Origin of the sequence: Tissierella sp. P1, from assembly GCF_002266425.1 — a bacterium.
Classification (GTDB): domain Bacteria; phylum Bacillota; class Clostridia; order Tissierellales; family Tissierellaceae; genus Tissierella; species Tissierella carlieri.
In genome coordinates this window covers 25,288-43,461 of the sequence record NZ_NPMN01000014.1, presented here as the reverse complement: position 1 = coordinate 43,461, position 18,174 = coordinate 25,288, and the positions used below count along the sequence as shown (strand labels likewise).

14 protein-coding genes and 1 other annotated feature are annotated in these 18,174 nt (G+C 32.2%); of the genes, 2 read left to right on the top strand and 12 right to left on the bottom strand.

The genetic code is table 11. The features are described from left to right. Nucleotides 1–1,062 precede the first annotated feature (1,062 nt). The 10 genes from CIW83_RS11335 to CIW83_RS11290 all read right to left on the bottom strand — a co-directional run bounded on the left by CIW83_RS11335 (nucleotide 1,063) and on the right by CIW83_RS11290 (nucleotide 13,947). Nucleotides 1,063–2,439, bottom strand: coding sequence for a tyrosine phenol-lyase (locus CIW83_RS11335; RefSeq protein WP_094901237.1), 1,377 nt, complete (start codon nucleotides 2,437–2,439; stop codon nucleotides 1,063–1,065). Between the two features lie 173 nt (nucleotides 2,440–2,612). Continuing rightward, on the bottom strand, nucleotides 2,613–4,175 hold the full coding sequence (locus CIW83_RS11330) for a sigma-54-dependent Fis family transcriptional regulator (RefSeq protein WP_201259822.1): 1,563 nt from the start codon (nucleotides 4,173–4,175) through the stop codon (nucleotides 2,613–2,615). Nucleotides 4,176–4,266: 91 nt separating this feature from the next. Next, complete coding sequence (trpB, locus tag CIW83_RS11325) at nucleotides 4,267–5,424, bottom strand: tryptophan synthase subunit beta (protein ID WP_094901235.1); 1,158 nt, start codon at nucleotides 5,422–5,424, stop codon at nucleotides 4,267–4,269. Nucleotides 5,425–5,471: 47 nt separating this feature from the next. Next, nucleotides 5,472–5,714: a binding site (T-box leader), on the bottom strand. 75 nt (nucleotides 5,715–5,789) lie between these two features. After that, nucleotides 5,790–7,181, bottom strand: a complete 1,392-nt coding sequence (gene lpdA, locus CIW83_RS11320) for a dihydrolipoyl dehydrogenase (RefSeq protein ID WP_094901233.1) — start codon at nucleotides 7,179–7,181, stop codon at nucleotides 5,790–5,792. 10 nt (nucleotides 7,182–7,191) lie between these two features. Continuing rightward, nucleotides 7,192–8,493, bottom strand: a complete 1,302-nt coding sequence (locus CIW83_RS11315) for a dihydrolipoamide acetyltransferase family protein (RefSeq protein ID WP_094901231.1) — start codon at nucleotides 8,491–8,493, stop codon at nucleotides 7,192–7,194. Nucleotides 8,494–8,516: 23 nt separating this feature from the next. Next, entirely contained in the window at nucleotides 8,517–9,512 is a 996-nt protein-coding gene (locus tag CIW83_RS11310) for an ATP-NAD kinase family protein (protein ID WP_094901229.1), read from the bottom strand. Between the two features lie 21 nt (nucleotides 9,513–9,533). Continuing rightward, complete coding sequence (locus CIW83_RS11305; protein ID WP_094901227.1) at nucleotides 9,534–10,505, bottom strand: alpha-ketoacid dehydrogenase subunit beta; 972 nt, start codon at nucleotides 10,503–10,505, stop codon at nucleotides 9,534–9,536. Next, entirely contained in the window at nucleotides 10,506–11,486 is a 981-nt protein-coding gene (locus tag CIW83_RS11300; RefSeq protein ID WP_304440620.1) for a thiamine pyrophosphate-dependent dehydrogenase E1 component subunit alpha, read from the bottom strand. It lies immediately after the preceding gene. A 17-nt stretch (nucleotides 11,487–11,503) separates the two neighbouring features. Beyond that, nucleotides 11,504–11,845, bottom strand: a complete 342-nt coding sequence (locus tag CIW83_RS11295) for a Lin0512 family protein (RefSeq protein WP_255374397.1) — start codon at nucleotides 11,843–11,845, stop codon at nucleotides 11,504–11,506. Between the two features lie 188 nt (nucleotides 11,846–12,033). Beyond that, nucleotides 12,034–13,947, bottom strand: a complete 1,914-nt coding sequence (locus tag CIW83_RS11290) for a sigma-54-dependent Fis family transcriptional regulator (protein ID WP_201259821.1) — start codon at nucleotides 13,945–13,947, stop codon at nucleotides 12,034–12,036. 441 nt (nucleotides 13,948–14,388) lie between these two features. On the opposite strand from CIW83_RS11290, the gene CIW83_RS11285 reads away from it, so the two are divergent. Together CIW83_RS11285 and CIW83_RS11280 are read left to right on the top strand one after the other, a co-directional pair. Then, complete coding sequence (locus tag CIW83_RS11285; protein WP_094901223.1) at nucleotides 14,389–15,795, top strand: AraC family transcriptional regulator; 1,407 nt, start codon at nucleotides 14,389–14,391, stop codon at nucleotides 15,793–15,795. A 130-nt stretch (nucleotides 15,796–15,925) separates the two neighbouring features. Beyond that, nucleotides 15,926–16,690, top strand: a complete 765-nt coding sequence (locus CIW83_RS11280) for a glucose 1-dehydrogenase (RefSeq protein WP_094901221.1) — start codon at nucleotides 15,926–15,928, stop codon at nucleotides 16,688–16,690. Nucleotides 16,691–16,741: 51 nt separating this feature from the next. Here the strand turns inward: CIW83_RS11280 and CIW83_RS11275 are convergent, their stop codons facing one another. Further along, complete coding sequence (locus tag CIW83_RS11275) at nucleotides 16,742–17,344, bottom strand: DUF3841 domain-containing protein (RefSeq protein WP_094901219.1); 603 nt, start codon at nucleotides 17,342–17,344, stop codon at nucleotides 16,742–16,744. Between the two features lie 100 nt (nucleotides 17,345–17,444). Continuing rightward, complete coding sequence (locus CIW83_RS11270; protein WP_094901218.1) at nucleotides 17,445–17,993, bottom strand: hypothetical protein; 549 nt, start codon at nucleotides 17,991–17,993, stop codon at nucleotides 17,445–17,447. Between the last annotated feature and the right edge of the window lie 181 nt (nucleotides 17,994–18,174).

The window sequence follows — 18,174 nt, the reverse complement described above, 5'->3', positions numbered from 1 at the left end:
ACCTTTCCATTGGATTGTATGTAGGAGTATAAATAAACATATCGTGAAAGCTAAACTGATCTTTGATAGAGTACTCTTCATTACAATTTGAGAGTGATCTCTCTATTAAGGTCTCGAGAAATGCATTCATATAAAATATAACCTCAACACTGGTAATAACTTGTTCTTTACATAGACTTTATATTACCTTCTGATAGTTTCTCAAGTATTTCCACTCCTAAATTTTTATAATTTCTCCATTTTAAGTTCTTATAGCAATCTAGGTACTAGTGGTCCTGGTTTAAATGCCTCATAAGTAATCTAAGTACTGAATTAAAATATGCAATGGTAGTTGAAGAATTATAGTTTCAATACCTCATAGGTAATCTAAGTACCCGTAAACTACACATAAATACTTATCTTTTATTATAGCAAAAACAGTCTGTATTTTCAATGAAGGCTATATAATATTGCTATATACCAATTTAAGTTATCGTCGATCCTCTACTATTTTTACATCATTGGAGGTCGACGACATTCTTATATCTAATTATATAATATATTTAACCATCTAACTTTCTACCTCGCTTATATAATTAATTTATATATTTTAATTAATATGTAAAATTTAAAACTGTTCACTACCTCAAATCTACTTTACTCTAAATATTTTCTACCCATTTTTTATTAATTTAATACCTTATAATCATAGATTTAATTTTTATAAACAAAACTAACCCCTCTCATTAGTACATTTAACTAACAAGGGAGGTTGCTCTCTTCATTTTATCATATTTCTCACTTGTTCTATATCCTTATCTTCTCTAATCTAGCTTTAAGAATTAGCTGCCTAAAGGACTTTGAAAATTTGGATTTACATCTACAAAAACTTTTACTGTTTTAACTTTTTATTAGCTTGATTATCAATTGGACTCTTTTTCCTTGCAAGTATATCGTATTCTAAATTGTCTTCTATACAATTTAGATATTACCCTAACTCATTTAATATAGTCTATAGATTATATTAAATAAAAAACTAGAGAGCCTACAACAAACTCCCTAGTCCAAATTTTCTATCCTATATTAAATATGCTCAAATCTTCCTGTGAAGAATCTCAATACTGGTGGCTCATAAGTGAATTTCAAGCCTCTTATTTCATCTCTTCTCTTATATGTTGCAATAATCGCTTCTGCAACATAATCTAAATGTGCATAGCTGTAAACTCTTCTTGGTATTGTTAATCTTACTAGCTCTAATTTAGGGAAGTATTCATTTCCTTCCTTATTCCTGCCGGCAGAAATATTTCCTCTTTCCATTGTTCTGACACCTGATTCAATAAAGATTTCAGCCGCTAAAACTTGAGCTGGATATTCAGATTGTGGAATATGCGGTAAGAATGCTCTGGCATCTAGAAATACTGCGTGACCGCCTATTGGTCTAACTATTGGCACGCCAGCTTCGATTAGCTTATTACCTAAATATTCAACCTGACTAACTCTATGCTTGATATAGTTAAAGTCTAAGGCTTCCTTTAGTCCGATTGCAAAAGCCTCCATATCTCTTCCTGACATACCACCATAACTTGGCATTCCTTCATATACTACTACTAATGATGTTGCTTTAAAATATAGGTCTTCTTCATTCATAGCTAAGAATCCGCCCATATTTACAATACCGTCTTTTTTACCTGACATAGTAGCTCCATCAGCATAGGAGAACATTTCTTTAACGATTTCTGCAATAGATTTGTCTGCATATCCTTCCTCTCTCACTTTAATGAAATATGCATTTTCTACATATCTAGTACAGTCAAACATTACTCTAATTCCATGTTTTTTAGACAGTGCATGAACTTCTCTTAAATTTTGCATGCTAACTGGCTGCCCACCAGCTAAATTAACAGTTACACCAACGCAGATATAAGGAATATTTTCAGCTCCAACCTTATTAATTAAATCCTCATATTTTTTAATATCTATATTTCCCTTGAAAAGTACATCCTCTTTATCTGAGATATGAGCTTCGTCAATTATAACATCTACAAAAGTGCCGCCATTCATTTCTTGGTGAGCTCTAGTAGTTGTAAAGTACATATTACCCGGAATATAAGTATTTGGTTTAACTAATATCTGTGATAATAGGTTTTCCGCACCTCTGCCCTGATGAGTTGGAACAACATATTTGAATCCCATTATATCCTGTACGGTTTTCTGTAAATGATAGAAATTTTCGCTGCCTGCATAAGCCTCATCGCCCATCATAAGTCCTGCCCATTGTCTATCACTCATGGCATTTGTTCCACTGTCTGTTAATAGGTCAATATATACATCCCTTGAGTTAAGTAAGAAAGTATTGTAGCCTGCTCTTTTAATAGCTTCTATTCTTTCCTCTTTCGGTAAAATTCTTAGTGGTTCTACCATTTTTACCTTATATGGTTCCGGCATGTATTTCATATCCATATACTATTCCCCCTTATTTTTTGATACATTCTATAGATATAACTATTTGCAAATTTTATGCCAAATTTAAAATATGGGGAATAGTTATAATACTGTCAGTTTGAGAAGCTAAATATAATTCCAACTGTAAATAATATTTACAGCCGGAATTATATTTTACAGTCTTGTAAATATTATTTACAATCTTCGTATTCCTTAATACGTTTAATAACAGTCGTATGGGATATGTTTAAAGCCTTTGCAATTTCCCTTGATGAATTAAATTGTTTTCTTGCTTTTATAATATGTTCATATTCAACAGCCTTAATTATTTCTGGTAGATTCACAGGAAATTCAATATTCTCTTCATTATAAATTATTTTCTCTGTTTCATTAGAATCTAATTTATTTACAATCAATAAATGTTTAACATCTATTGAATCCTCTGCAAATATCACAGCTCTTTCTATAACATTTTGTAACTCTCTCACATTACCAGGCCAAAGATATTCCTGCAATATTTTCAATGCCTCTTGAGTTATTTTTAAGTTTGGTTTGTCTGCACTTTCTCCCAAGTGATTTATAAAATATTTTGCAAGTATTGATATATCTTCTTTTCTTTCCCTCAGTGGAGGTATATTAACAGGTATAACATTTAATCTATAATATAGATCCTCCCTAAATGTCTTTTCATTTACCATAACAGATAAATTTCTGTGAGTTGCAGAGATTATTCTTACATCAATTTGTATCTCCTTGCCCCCACCTATTCTCCGTATTTGTTTTTCCTGTATCGCTCTCAATATTTTTGCCTGTAAATGGATAGGCAATTCTCCTATTTCATCTAAAAATATACTTCCTCCTGTAGCCAATTCAAAAAGTCCTTGCTTTCCTGTATTTGCACCTGTAAAAGCACCTTTTTCATATCCAAAAAATTCTGATTCTAAAAGTGCATCTGGTACAGCAGAGCAATTAACTGCGACAAAAGGACCATTTCCTCTTCTGCTATTTAAATGAATTGCTCTAGCAAATAACTCTTTCCCTGTTCCAGACTCCCCTAAAATCATAATATTGGCCTCTGACTTAGAAACTGACTTAGCTAATGAAATGGTATTCTTTATACTCTCTGATTCCCCAATTATATCTTCAAAACTTATCATAGAAGGCCTTGAAATAGTTTGGATCAGTCTTCTAACATCATCCATTTCTTTAAAAATCAGGAGAGCCCCCATTTTAATACCTAGATTATTTTTTATAAGTTTAATATTTAGTATAAGATTTACCTTTTTATTTCTAATCATTGTACTTACTTCAATATTAGCCTTATCATCTATATCTATATTTGGATTATATATTTCTTTTGGTATTATGAGATTTATATTAGTATCCTTATCCTCAGGTTCAATATTAAATAATTTACTAGCCTTGGAATTGTAATATTCAATATTTCCTTGTTTGTTTACTGCAATAATACCATCCGTCATACTATTTATTATTATCTGAAGTTCCTTTGCTACTTTTTCCGAGTCCATCATATCTAACTCTGTTATATCCAGAATTTCCTTAACCTCATTTTTTATCCATTTCTTAAACTCATTCCACTCTATACCTTCCCATTCAACTTTAACAGAAATATAAGGCGGGTTTATCTCCATAGTAATAATATTCATTTCCTTCGAAGCCAAGGCGGCTAATATTTTATGAGCCATACCTACTTTATTTTCTTTAACTAAAAATTTTATCTTTTTACTATTCAATAAACTCACCCCTCATAAGCAATGGATTATATTTAAGTTAACTCACTAATTTTATTCTACTATATTTATACATATTTCTTCAATATGGTTATCATTTTATCATATCTCTTACTTGTGCTACATCTTTATCCCCTCTACCAGAAAGGTTTACTATTATAATCTTATCCTTGCCTAAAGACTTAGCTAATTTCATTCCATAGGCTACAGCATGGGAGCTTTCTAAGGCTGGAATTATTCCCTCCGCCTTTGATAGCTTAAAGAATGCATCTAAGGCCTCCTTGTCTGTCACAGATTTATATTCTGCTCTTTTAATATTATTATAATGGCTATGCTCTGGTCCTACCCCAGGATAGTCTAATCCTGCGGCAATGGAATGGGTGCTATGATCTAGTAAATAACATTTGAAACCATGTATTAAGCCAACATTGCCTCTACATATACTAGCTGCATGTTCTTTCGTGTCAATTCCTTTTCCAGCTGGTTCTACCCCTATCATCTTTACTTCCTTATCATCATAAAAAGGTGCAAATAATCCTATAGCATTGCTGCCTCCTCCAACACAGGCTACTACATAATCAGGTAATTTTCCTTCCTTCTCTAATATCTGCTTTCTTGCTTCTCTTCCTATTACGGATTGGAATGTCCTCACTATCATCGGGAATGGATGAGGTCCTACAGCCGAACCAAGAAGATAGAAAGTATTATCCTTATTCTCTACATAGTCATTTAATGCTCTATCTACTGCTTCTTTTAATGTTTTATTTCCTTCCTCTACTGCCACTACCTTTGCTCCTAACATTTCCATTCTGAAAACATTTAACTCTTGCCTTTTAGTATCTTCCGCTCCCATATAAATTGTACAATCCAGTCCAAGTAAAGCACATACTGTAGCTGTAGCAACTCCATGCTGTCCTGCCCCTGTTTCTGCTATTACTCTCTTTTTACCCATTCTTTTAGCAAGTAGTCCTTGTCCTATGGCATTGTTAATCTTGTGAGCTCCAGTATGATTTAGATCTTCCCTTTTCAGATAAATCTTAGCTCCTTCCATTTCTTCTGTTAGTCTTTCTGCAAAGTATAGCGGATTTTCTCTACCTACATATTCTTTTAAATAATAGTCTAGTTCCTTCAAAAACTCTTTATCTTCCATGGCATTATAGAATTCTCTTTCCAATTCATCTAATACTGCTTTCAATTCTTCTGGTACATAGGCTCCGCCAAATTCTCCAAATAATCCATTTTCTCTTTTCATCTTTCTTCCTCCTAGATTAAAATTAAATACAAAAAAACCTCCATCCTCAATAGGACGAAGGTTGAATTCGCGGTGCCACCTAAATTATGCAAAAATGCATCTCTCTTAATGGGATACTAACATATCCTGTCCTTAGTTAACGGTAGGCTTCCGGCACGGGGTACTCTCCATAGATTTCCACCAGCTTCTACAAAGTCCATTCATTAAATCCCTCTTTGCCAAAGTCCCACCAATCTTTAGCTCTCTGTGAAAGATAAGAATTAACTACTCTTCTTTGTCTTCGAATTTATTTTTGTATTTCAAGAAAGTATATCAGATGCAAAGTAAATTTGCAACAATTAAATTTAAAGTATTTTCAATTCCTTCTATACTTTTGGCAAATGTATAGCTTTTCCATATACTGATTCAGCAGCTTCATGTATACTCTCACCTATTGTAGGATGTGCATGAATTGTTGTTATAATTTCTTCTATTGTACTCTCCAATCTAATTGCCAATGCACCTATTCCTATTAACTCTGTTGCATTTGTTCCTGCTATATGAAGACCTAGCATCTCATCTGTATCTCCATCTATTACAAATTTCACTAATCCATTGACCATACCGTTTATTATAGACTTTCCATTAGCATATAAAGGAAATCTTCCAGTTTTCACATTATATCCCTTTAAGATAGCCTGTTTTTCTGTCAACCCTACTCCTGCTAATTCAGGCTTTGTATATATGCAATAAGGCGTTGTCTTATAATCTATAGCTTCAAAATTCCCCATTATATTTTCTGCAACGGCTATTCCATGACTTGAAGCTACATGAGCTAATAATGCTCCTCCTGTGCAATCACCTATTGCATAGATATTATCAATATTAGTTCTCATAGATTTATCTACCTTTATACATCCTTTTTCTGTTTCTATTCCTAAATCTTCTAAACCTAACCCTTCTATAGCTGGTTTTCTCCCGATTGATAATAAGATTTTCTCTGCACTTATGAATTTTTCTCCTTCGCTATTTTCCATCAATACTTTTAATCCATCAGATTCCATTTTTATTTCCCTTACTCTTGTACTTGTATAAATATCTATTCCTGATTCAATTAATTGTTCTTTTAGACAGGCCACTATTTCTTCATCCATATTTGCAACTATTTCAGGAAGCATTTCTACTATTGTAACCTTTGTTCCTGCATTTGAGTAAATATTTGCAAACTCAACACCTATAACTCCGCCTCCAATTATGCATATGCTTTTAGGTATTTTATCTAGAGACAAGGCTTCTGTGCTTGTCAGTACTCCATCTAAATCTAATCCAGGAATAGGTACTCTAGCAGGCTTGGAACCTGTTGCTATTACAGCTTTATCAAAGGATACAAGTCTTTTTTCTTTGTTACTTGATATTACCTCTATTTTATTTTTAGAAATAAACTTTCCTTCTCCTTTGATTACCTCAACCTTATTTGATTCTAAGAGAACTTTTACTCCATCAACCAATTGTTGTACTACCATTTCCTTTCTATTTTGGACTACATCCCATTTTAGACCTAAATTCTCCAATATCAGTCCTAATTCTGAGGCTTCTTCCTTTAAATGATTGTAAATTTCAGTAGTATGGAGCAACGCCTTTGTAGGTATGCAGCCTGTATTTAAACAGGTTCCTCCTACATTATCTTTTTCGATTAATATTACTTCGGCCCCCAGTTGTGCCGCCCTTATGGCACATACATATCCTCCGGGTCCTCCTCCTAATATTGCTATTTTCATATCTTCACCTCTAAAGCAACAGCAAAGCTGGATTTTCTATATATTCTTTTAACTTAGATAAGAACTGAGCAGCTACTGCTCCATCTACTACTCTATGATCTGCTGTAAGAGAAAGATTCATCAAAGGCCTTATTACTATATTTCCATTTTCCACTACTGGAGTTTCAACTATAGCATTTATCCCCAGAATTCCTACTTCTGGCTGATTAATAATTGGGCTAAAGGATTCTACACCAAACATTCCGATATTTGAAATGGTGAAAGTCCCTCCCGTTATTTCATCTGTTGTAAGTTGATTATTTTTTGCTTTATAGGATAATTCTTTTATCTCTGCTGATATTTGCTCTAAACCCTTTATATTTGAATACTTCACTACAGGAACTAATAATCCTTCCTCTAAGGCTACTGCTACTCCCATGTTTACATAGTTTCTTAATATGATTTCCTCTCCATCAACTGTACTATTTAACAATGGAAAATCTAATAAAACTTTAGAAACTATCCTTACAATTAAATCTGTATATGTGATATTTACCGTCTTCTTAAGCTGTTCTCGAATTTCTTTCAATTTAGTAATATCAACTCTAATATCAAAGGTAACTGCTGGTGATATATTCCAACTGTCAGACATTCTTTCAGCTATTATCTTTCTCATACCTGTCATAGAAGCTCTTTCTTCTATAGGATTTGCTGAATCTATTAAATTCTTTTCCATCCTAAACTTCAATATATCTTCTTTTCTAATTCTATCATCCTTATTTATTTCTGATGGATCTATACTATATTTTTCAGCCATCTTTTGTGCTGCTGGTGTTATCTTTATCTTATTTCGATTTTCTATAAATTTTTCTATATCATCTAGTATAATCCTTCCATTGGGACCTGCCCCCATAACTTTTGAGAAATCTACATCATTCTCAATAGCCAATTTCTTTGCTGCAGGAGATATCTTTATTCTTCCTCCAGCATCTTTCTTTGTATCCTTGACTTCTAATGTTTTTGTTTCTGTTTTTTCATCTTTTACTTCTATTTTTTCATTTTCTTCTATTGTCAATAGCTGACTAATATCTTCATTCACTTCCCCTATAATACACACAGGCTCCAAACATGGAACTGTATCACCAACATCAGCTATTATTTTAAGCAATACTCCAGATTCAGTACTTTCTATATCATTAGTCAATTTATCAGTTTCAACAGAATAAAGCTTGTCTCCTTTATTGACTGGATCATTTTCTGATTTATACCATTTAACTATTCTTCCTGACTTCATAGTTAAACCTAGTTTCGGCATGGTTAATTGCTTCGCCATTTTATTTCCTCCTCTATGTCAAATTAATATTTGAAAAACCCATTTTTCTGTGCTTCCTCTAATGTTCTTTTTATATTTACTCTAAAGGGTCCATTCCTTGTAATTTTAAATTTAAACTTATCTCCGGCTTTAAAGATTATCTCCCGTTCCCCATCCAAAGCTATACTTCCTCTATAATCAGGATTAAATATATACTCTTCATTTAGTTCAATTTTCTTAGGCATATGATGAAATATTTCTTTTAATGTACCCGCAGCAACGGGGGCTATACTTTTAGCTTCCCCCGTATTCATTTTCATAGCTGCTCCAAAATCATCATCTTCTTTTATTATCATATTCACTCCAATTAAGGTGGAAAAACCTATGGATGCTGGATGTGCTCTGGAAACAATTACCTCAACTATATCCCCCATATCACAAATAGCCTTAGAGCCAATAAATGTCTGCTTGGATATTACACAGTCCACCAAGGCAATATCTATTAATTCATCCTCTAAGAATATTTCTATTCTTTTATCCTTCCTGCAGGTCACTCCTAAATCACAGCTTTTAGCAGTTATAGCTGCTGCAGTCATACCCACCACCGTTCCTTCCAGCATCTCAGGATATACATTATTGGTTCCTGTAGAAACACTTATCAAAGGTGTTTTTACAATGGCCTTAGCCGCAGCTCTATTTGTACCATCACCGCCTAGTACAACTATACAGTTCACACCTTCTTCTTCCATAATTTTTGCCCCATTAGTAGTATCATTTAAATTTCCTTCTACTTTCATATCCAGAATACTAACAGGAATTTTCAGCTCGCCTGACACAGTTAAATCCTCTATAACCTTATATCCTATTAAAAAAGTATCTGGCATTATAAATATTTTTTCTACTCCGTATCCTTGAGCTCCTAGAATTATTCTTTTTACAATATTTATCTTTTCATTATTATCTACTACTGTAGCATGTGATACGAGTCTTCTAATATCCTTTCCAGATGCAGGATTTGCAATAATCCCTAAGCTATTCATCCTTTCACCCCATAACAGAATTTACAGAATTTCTCTGGCACCTTTTAGTATATCTTCATAATCCGGTATTACATATGATTCAAGAACTGGGGAAAATGGAATAGGTGTGTTTAAGCTTGCTACTCTGACTACTGGAGCATCTAAATAATCAAAATACTCTTCAGCAATCATTGCAGATATTTCACCTGCATAGCTTCCACGCTTAGTTTCCTCTGTTGCTATTAAAACTCTATTTGTTTTTTCCACGGATTTAAAAATAGTATTTTTGTCCAATGGATATAAAGTTCTTGGATCTATTACCTCTGCCTCTATACCTTCCTTTGCCAAAACTTCTGCTGCCTTCAAAGATTCATGTACCATTTTTCCTGTAGCTATTATTGTAATATCTTTTCCTTCTCTCTTTATATCAGCTACTCCTAATGGTATAGGTTTTACATCTTCATTTACTTCACCTTCCATTGAATATAAAACCTTATGCTCTATAAACATAACTGGATTATCATCTTCAATAGAGCTAAGCATCAATCCAAGGGCATCTTGTGGAGTTGATGGATAAACAACTTTTAATCCTGGTACATGTGTTAACCAAGCTTCTAAAGATTGAGAATGCTGTGCTGCTGCCTGTACTCCTGCTCCAGCAGGCAATCTTACTACCATTGGTAAGGATATCTTTCCTCCAAACATATATCTCATTTTAGCTGCTTGATTAACTAACTGATCCATTCCAACAGTCAAGAAATCAATAAACATCAATTCAGCAACTGGTCTTAGTCCCGTTGCCGCAGCACCTACAGCACATCCTATAATAACACCTTCAGAAATAGGTGTATCCTTCACTCTTTCAGCTCCAAATTCATCATATAAACCTGCTGTAACTCCAAAGCATCCTCCGAAGGCTCCAACATCTTCTCCAAATATAAACACATTTGGATCTTCCTTCATCTTCATTCTCATTCCTTCTCTTATTGCTTCTCCATATGTCATCTTTTTCATTTATCTTACCTCCTCTACTATATCTGTATAAATATCTTCAACAGCCAATTCTAAAGAAGGCAATGGACTGTCTTTTGCAAATTCTACTGCTTCCTCAATTTGATTTTTTATATCTTGTTTTATAGAATTTATTTCTTCTTCCGAAAAAATATTATTTTCTAGTAAGTAAGTTTCCATTCTAGGTATAGGATCTTTCTTTAGCCACTCTTCTTGCTCTCCAGCCAGTTTATAGCTACCAGGATCACCCTCAAAATGTCCTCTATGTCTATATGTTTTACACTCAATAAGTGTAGGTCCCTGACCTTTTCTAGCTCTTTCTATAGCTTCCTTAGAAGCCTCATATACTGCAAATACATCATTACCGTCCACAATTACTCCAGGAATATTATAAGCTACAGCTCTGTCAGCAACATCCTGTATAGCCTGATGATTAGATTGATGCATTGATATTCCATATAGATTGTTCTCGCAAACAAATATTACTGGAAGCTTCCATATGGATGCAAGATTTAATGATTCATGGAATGTTCCTTGATTTGTAGAAGCATCTCCAAAGAAGCAAACACAAACTTGGCTAGTCCCTCTATATTTGGCACTTAAGCCTGCTCCTACTGCTATATTATGACCTGCTCCGACAATACCATTTGCCCCTAATATTCCTCTAGTTGCATCAGCAATATGCATAGATCCTCCTTTACCTTTACAGTATCCTGTTTCTCTTCCAAACAGTTCTGCCATCATATATTTTAGATCTCCGCCTTTTGCAACTATATGACCATGACCTCTATGAGTACTAGTTATATAATCATCTTCATTAAGATTTTGGCATACTCCCGTAGCCACAGCTTCCTCTCCTAAGTATAAATGTACAAAACCAGGTATACTTCCTTCTGCAAATAAATTTGAAGCCTTTGTTTCAAATTCTCTAATTTTTAGCATTGTTTCATACATATTTTTCATATCCTTATTGGTTAAATTCAATTTTATCCCTCCTATATTTACTTTACACTTACTTCTATGCAGGCCAAGGCTGCTTCTATGCTATTGTCTTTATCACCGAATTCAGGAATATAAAGGCCCGGAACTTTGAGCCCTCCATATACAGCTTTAAGGTTTTTCTTCCCAATAGGTATACATTGCTTTATCCTATCTGCATCAATCTCTTCAGGCTTAGTTACTGCAATTGTTATCTCTACGTATACCTCTCGATTTAAATCTTTTATGCCCAGCACCTCTTCTAAGCCACATAAACAGCTTTTGGACACTGCATCTTGTACAGCCTTTTCAGCCGCACGGTTTACATCTTGACCATGAAAATCCATTCCAATTCCAAACTCTATTATAAATCTTCTAATAATCTCCCTCCTTTCTGCTTAAGTACTTTGTATCTATTTATATAAGCAAATTGAATGCCAAATTTTTTTAAAAATTAAAGTCCCAATTTTACTACTTTTGCCTATTTATCTCTTGATAAAAATGAAAAAATTCCCAAAACTGGGAATTTTCCTTTTCTCATTTTTGGGAATTTTCACTTGAATATATTTACATCTATTTTATGCTCATTAATTTTCCTATATATAGTAGACTTACTTAAATTTAATATATCGCCTGCATTTATTACATGTCCTTTAGTTTTCTTCAATGCATTTATTATAACATGTTTTTCAGTCTCTCTTATGCTCATCAAATTAAGACTAGTATTTTTCTCGACTACATCTATTTCATTTATTATTTCTTCAGGCAAACATTCGATCCCTATTACTTCATCTTGATTCAAATAATATGCTCTTTCTATAACATTCTGCAACTCCCTGACGTTGCCTTTCCATGAATGTTGGTTCAAATATAATAGAAACTCAGATGATAAGATTACATTTGTTAGGTTAGATTTGTTTAATTTATTTAAAAAATAATTTGCATATAAATCTATGTCTTCTTTCCTGTCTTTTAACGAAGGTATATTTATTTTCAATACATTTAGTCTATAATATAAATCTTCACGAAAATTCTTCTTTTTAACTTCATCAAATAGGTTTCTATTTGTTGCACCTATTACCCTTATATCCAATTTTTTAGAATATTTACCTCCAATCCTTGTCACTGTATAATTATCTAATACTCTTAACAGCTTGGCCTGAATATCTAAAGGAAGTTCTCCAATTTCATCTAAAAATATAGTTCCTCCTTGAGCCAGTTCAAATTTCCCCGACTTTCCATTCTTGGATGCCCCTGTAAAAGCACCTTTTTCATATCCAAATAACTCTGACTCAACTAGCTCTCTTGGAAGTGAAGCACAATTTACTGCTACAAATGGTCCATCAGCTTTTTTACTGTAATTATGAATTGCATGTGCAAAGAGTTCTTTTCCAGTTCCGCTATCTCCTTCAATTAATATGCTTCCACTGGTCTTTGCAAAACGTTTAGCATTATTTATAACATTTTTCATTTTATCGTTTGAAGTTAAAATATCACTAAATCTATAGATAGCTCTATTTCCAGTTACCACGTTAACTGTATTATGCAAGTATTCTATTTCTTTAAATACTAATGCTATACCTATCAGCTCATTATTAGTCAATACTGGAGTTATTTTCACGTTACAAGGAATTACTTTATCATTTATGAAAAAATTGCAATACATATAGTCCATCGTCATATGTTTTTGCCTTAATATCTCTTGAAAATCTGTTTCTCTTAAAATTTCTCTTATATCCAGTTTATTATCCTCTTCAATCCCTAAAATCTTAGATGCTATATAATTTATCTTATTTATTTTAAAATCCTTATCAGCTATTATCATTCCATCTGATATTGATTCAACTGTTGTATCAACTAACTCATGAGTTCTCAATAAACGTATTTCATTTTCAATAGAGTATGCTGCTGCAACCACTATTCCCAAAGTATGTTTATGTAATTTATCAAAGCTGCCTGACATATCTAAAACACCTATTATATTTCCCTTATTATCATGAATTGGTGCTGCTGAACAAGTCCAGCTATGATGGTACTCACAATAATGTTGAGATCCTGTAGTATGAATAGGTTTATCTACTATAATACTTGTTCCTATAGCATTAGTTCCTACTTCTTTTTCAGACCATAAAGCACCTATACAAAAATTTAAAGTATCTGCTTCTTTTCTTACAGGTTCTTCTCCTATGGTTTCTATTATTACCCCTTCTTTGTCTGTAAGAACTAGAATAAAATTAGATCCTAAAACTAACTCATTAAGGTTCTGCATAATAGGTTTAGCAACCCTTAATAGCTCCTCATTTCTTTTTAATACAACTTCAAGTTTCTCACTATCAATTGTCTTACCAAAACCTGCTTTTGGATCTACTCCTAATCTTGTACATCGTTTCCATGATTCAGCAATTATTTTATCTAACCCATCCTCAATTTCTCCTGTTTCTATAAATTTAGCCCACAAATCCTTCATGTTTTTGAACATCTCCAAATCCATGCTATCACTACCTTTTTTTATATTTATTATAGATTCTTTGCATCCTTTATATAATAATGTCTGAATATTCCTTCTACATAATTATATCATTCTTCTAGTCAAATAAGAAAAATTTTTAAATATATAGATAAATTGCTAATGTCAACCTATTTATAGATTTAAGATTTATATTTTATAAGAATGATAAAGAATTAAAGCCAATTAGCTCCCCTTGAGGTATTTCTATATGTCCTTATTAAGGTTAGCCTATCCTCCATATTTTGGAACTAATTTAGTATTGTTATTGATTAAATATATATTATTTATTTTTTTATATTTAGCTAACACTACTCACTTAAAAGTTCATTATATCTAAAAATATTGTCAACCATAAAGCTTCTGATATAATTTAATTAATACAAATAGGAAGGTGATGCTATGTACAACGAAAAAGTCGAGTTCAAAAAAGATATCCCCTTTGACGTTAAAGTTCAATCAATTAATAGATATTCTATTCACTGGCATGAAAATGTTACAGAGATAATTCTTCCTATTAAAGGTTCTGTTGAGATTACCTCCAGCTTTGAACGTAATATTGTTCAGGAAGGTGATTTCTGGTTTATAAATAATAAATATATTCATTCTATTAGTAGCTCTAATAATGCAATAGTTGCTATTTTCCATATTAATTTAGGCTATTTTAAAAATCAATTTGAGTATATAAAATATATGACTTTTAGAAGTAATATATATTCTGAAAATCAGAGAGAAAAAAGCGATTATAGTTTAGACTGTGATATAAGAATAGAATATAAAAAAAGATTTAGGAACCTGCTAATTAGTATATTATCTGATGCTACAAATGAAAATATGTTATCAAAAAAACTAACAGAAAAGTATGAGCATCAATTAATATATTCCATGGTATATGAATTTAATTGGCTCCAATTTCAAAGGAAATCTAATAAATTTGTTAGCCAAATACAGTTAGATAGATATCACAGAATCATTAAATTTATAGATGAACATTATGCAGAAAAAATTACTTTAGATGATATAGTAGCTAAGGAATTCATCACCAAAAACTACTTCTCCCATTTTTGGAAAAATCTCAGTTCTTATAGTTTTCAAGAATGTATTAGTTGTCAAAGAGTACTAAAATCAGAATATCTCCTACTCAACAATATAAACATCACTAGTATATCAGAGCAATGTGGCTTTTCCGATGTAAAATATTATTACAGGCATTTTAAGAAATGGTATGGATGTATGCCAATAGAACATAGAAATAAATCCTTTTCATATATAGAAATGGGTTCTGACTATGAAAACTTAGAATTTAATGATTTAGAAAAAGTTCTTAATGATTATATAAATAAGTATTTTATAGCCTTATATGACCATAATCTGGATTCAGATATTTCATTTTTTGTTGAAAATTATATGAAGATCAAATATCTATGCACAAAAGATAAAAATCTGGTCCCTAGTTCTTCTAACCACATCCTAATCAATCTTTTTGATCATTGTAATTTTCATTTAGAAGAAACTAATTTTATATTTAATTGGAATAGCATTGACCTCTTAGTAAATCTATCCTTAGACTTCGGTGCTTCTCTTTATTTTAGATTAAGCTGCGATAATATAGAAGAAACGTTACTATGTGATGTAGTTAATAAATTTATAGATAACTGCATTTTCCGATATAGTATGAAAACCGTTAATAAGTGGCATTTTTTTATCAATTTTAAGGATATATCCTTATATAAAGAAGCACATAATATAAGGAGAATACTTGATAAAAAGATTAAAAACGCTAAGATTAGTTATTCTTTTGAATTTTAGATGACAAAAATGTTAATTAAATTTTAGTCAATGCCACATCTTTGTCAATTGAAACAAGTTACCATTTGTTATATTATTAACATATGAACTAGTTATTTATTTAAAATCTATCATAAATAGGAGGTATTTTATGAAATTAAAAGATAAAGTAGCTATTGTAACGGGTGCTAGTGCAGGGATGGGTAAGGATATAGCTTATTATTTTGCTAAAGAAGGTGCTACTGTATATGCTGTAGCTAGAAGAATAGAAAGACTTGAAGAATTAGCAAATAGCTCCAAGGATTTAGAAGGCAAAATAATACCTATTGCAGCTGATTTAATGTGTAAAGAAGCTACAGAAAACATGGTTGAAAAAGCTTATAAAGAGTCTGGAAGACTAGATATTTTAGTAAATAATGCAGGAATAATGGACGATTTTAGTCCTGTTGGAGAAGTAAAAGATGAAATGATTGAAAAAGTTTTCAACTTAAATGTATATTCACCTTTCTACTCCATGAGAAAAGCTGTAGAGATTTTCTTAGCTAATGGCGGTGGAAATATTATAAATGTTGCTTCTATAGGCGGTTTATTTGGTGCTAGAGCTGGGGCAGCATATACTGCATCAAAACATGCTTTAATAGGTCTAACAAAAAATACTGCTTTTATGTATTCTAAGAAAAACATTAGATGCAATGCTATATGCCCTGGCGGAATTGAAACGGAAATAGGCACAGGAGAATTTATGAAAAACATAAATATGGAAGGAATGAATATGGCAACATCAGGTGCAGCTGGCAATCCAAGAACGGGTAAAGGCAGTGAAATCGCAACAGTTGCAGTATTCTTGGCAAGTGACGATGCAAGCTATGTAAACGGACAATGTATAGCAGTTGACGGAGGATGGACTGCATATTAATAAATTATATGAAACGCCAAGGCGTTCCCTATAATTTATTAATCATATAAGCTAAATCTCTCCATTCCAATATAGTATATCCTTAATCATGTCTTCCCTTACTTCCCATATATTGGCCTGAACATCGAATATATTCCAATCTTCAATTTCAAAAACTCTCATCCAACTTTCCATTACTTTCTTCTTTTCCAAAGGATGAAAATTTGCATATTTCCCTTCTATAAAAGAAAATGAATCCTTGAACCCTTTTCTCTCCATATCTTTCATATAGGACTTTTCATCTTCTTCGTCTTTAGGAATATATAAATGGTTCAATACATAATCCCACTTTCTTCCATCAAAGTATATAACTTCTGCTTCGTCTACCTCTAATACATATACTACTGTACCTTCTATGGGCTTTAACATATTTTCTTCACTAATTGAACACCAGACTGGAAATTCTACACCATCTGGCTTGGGAACCATTTTACCTGCCTTATCTACAAACCACTGGTAGAGCTTTATATAGTACTCTGCTATATCTTCAAATTGTTGTTCTATATATTTTCTTTTGACTCTATATCTTCCTTTTTCCTTTATCTCGTCAAGACTCTTTATATCTTGCCTAGTCCAAAGGGTTACCTTATTTAGGTTGCTTTTTGAATCTGCCATGATTCCATCCCTCCGATATAGTATATAGATTAATATACCCTACTTTTCATAATCAATTGAATAATTTTTATTTATAATAATACTATTGCTGGGATGCATTCTACTTATTATATTCACCTAATACAACGTCATCAATTAACCATACTATATCTATTTTTCTCACAGTAAGAGTAATTGTTCGACTAACCGGCTCATCATTTTCGCTACTTGTAATCTCTATGATATTTCCCTCAACTTCATATTCTGTATCTGATATCTTTTCTACATTCTCAGTTTCAATGCGATCTGGCCACGGACTTGAAACAAATCTTCCCGGAGCATCCTCTGGATTATTTAACCATTTATTCATAAGGTCTTCCGATACAAGTCCTCCATAATTCTCCTTCATACTCTTTTCTAATTCTTCCTTAGGTGATAAAAGCGATACAGATTGAAGTTTACCTCCAAATTCTTCAACTACTCTAGTAACTTCTTCCTTATCTTGTTTATCTATTGTTATTTCCTCTTTATCTAATTTATCTTCAGGGGTTTGTTCCTCTATTTGATTCTGTAATTTTCCCGTTGAGCTATCTTCATTTTTTAGAGCTGTACACCCTATTAGAGATATAGATAAGGATAAAGCTACTCCATATAATAATATTTTTTTCATATGATCTTCTCCTTACTTATTTTGATGCTTTTATTATAGCAAGGATTATAATTTATATGTTTACAACGAGGTTACAATATGCCACTCTCAAATAATCTTTTTACTATACTAAGTAGATTAAAATTCTACCTCAAAATCAAAAAACTTTAAAAATCTATCTTATTAATTAATAAAATGAGTT